The organism is Roseibium sp. RKSG952 (genome assembly GCF_009711355.1).
The window spans coordinates 1-1,239 of the sequence record NZ_SMMF01000478.1; the positions used below are offsets into that span (position 1 = coordinate 1).

At 58.8% G+C, this 1,239-nt stretch carries 2 protein-coding genes; one reads left to right on the plus strand and one right to left on the minus strand.

Annotation, left to right across the window (positions count from 1 at the left end; genetic code table 11):
- Positions 1-116: 116 nt before the first annotated feature.
- Complete coding sequence (locus E1297_RS01660) at positions 117-281, minus strand: hypothetical protein (protein ID WP_368669431.1); 165 nt, start codon at positions 279-281, stop codon at positions 117-119.
- Positions 282-285: 4 nt separating this feature from the next.
- Between E1297_RS01660 and E1297_RS01665 the strand changes: the two genes are divergently transcribed.
- The gene (locus E1297_RS01665) at positions 286-858 is read left to right on the plus strand and encodes a hypothetical protein (RefSeq protein ID WP_209015577.1); all 573 of its coding nucleotides are present in this window, start codon (positions 286-288) and stop codon (positions 856-858) included.
- Positions 859-1,239 lie beyond the last annotated feature (381 nt).

A 1,239-nucleotide genomic window follows, 5' to 3' on the forward strand; every position in this document is an offset into this window, starting at 1 on the left:
CAGATGGCAAATCGCGCAACTTCACATGGCATCGAATTTTGAGACTCCGCGCCGTTACCATCCAGCCTGCAGCAGGCGGGTCCGGACAACGAATTATGTCCAGCCCAAGCCACGCCTTAAAGCCGGTTTAAAGCCCCTTCAATCCTTGCAAGCCGCCGGTCACTCAGCCGCTCGAACGGCAAGCCGACATCCTTGAACCCGATATGGTGCACGCCTGCGGCAAGGGCGGTCTTGAGGTGTTGTTCCGCATCACCGATCGTCTTGTCATTCCGCGTGAGCATGAAGATGAAACGAAGGCCCATCAGGTCAGGCGGTTATGGAACGCCGCGCAGCCTTCAGATTTCAACCGACTGCGACGACCTTGGACGGCACATGAAAGAGGATGACGGCGCGATTCTGGCTGCAATCCAGCAACAGCATGATAGCTGGCTCAAGATCGTGCCCGGCAACCCGGCAGAGCTTTGGAAGTGGTGTCTCGACCAGTCTCAGGACCGGCTGTTGTCGCTTCAGGCTTTCCTTGTTGCGCAGAGCGTCAACGCGGTGGACTTTGGAGACAGTTACAACAAGTCAGGGATTGAGCACGGCAAACTGTTGGGCCAGACCCTTAACGTTGACATGAGCGCCTATTTCAAGCCGACCCCGGACAACTATTTCAAGCGGCTGAAGCTGGACGGAATCCGCCAGATCGTTAGTGATGTGTGCGGAGCAGAGATTGCACAACCCATTGCGGGCATGAGCAAGAAAGAAGCTGCGGCATATGCGCAAAAGAAGATAAACGGGATGAACTGGATCCCCGAACCGCTCCGCCTGTTCGAAGACGACGACACCGCTTCCCCGCTTCCCGTTGCGGCTGAATAACCACCCCCATCCGTTCAGCCGTACGCCCGCCCCGCTTTGCTCAGCGGGGCGGGCACTTCTTCAACATTTGGAAATCTGGAATCGGCATGAACAAGCGTTTGCCGATTTGACGCGGGAACCGGACCGGCCAAAAGGCCGGACTTGTCTGAGATGACAGGGGTTCCCCCCTACGGAGTACGGACCTATCGCTGCGAACCGGCACACCAGCGCCGGTCACACTGACCGCCACAGGTCCGCCGCTCCTCCACGACAGACCCGCATTCCTACCCCTTTGACTACGGACCGGCTGAACGCCGGACTTTGATAGCGGGTTTGGGGCTCTGCCCCCGCCCGTTCAAGGATGAACCGCTGGCGCGGCCTGCGCCGGGGTATCCCCACGCT

Bases quoted from the DNA above. Each gene is read 5' to 3' on its own strand.
- E1297_RS01660 (WP_368669431.1), bottom strand. From the start codon at position 281: ATGCTCACGCGGAATGACAAGACGATCGGTGATGCGGAACAACACCTC.
- E1297_RS01665 (WP_209015577.1), top strand. From the start codon at position 286: ATGAAACGAAGGCCCATCAGGTCAGGCGGTTATGGAACGCCGCGCAGC.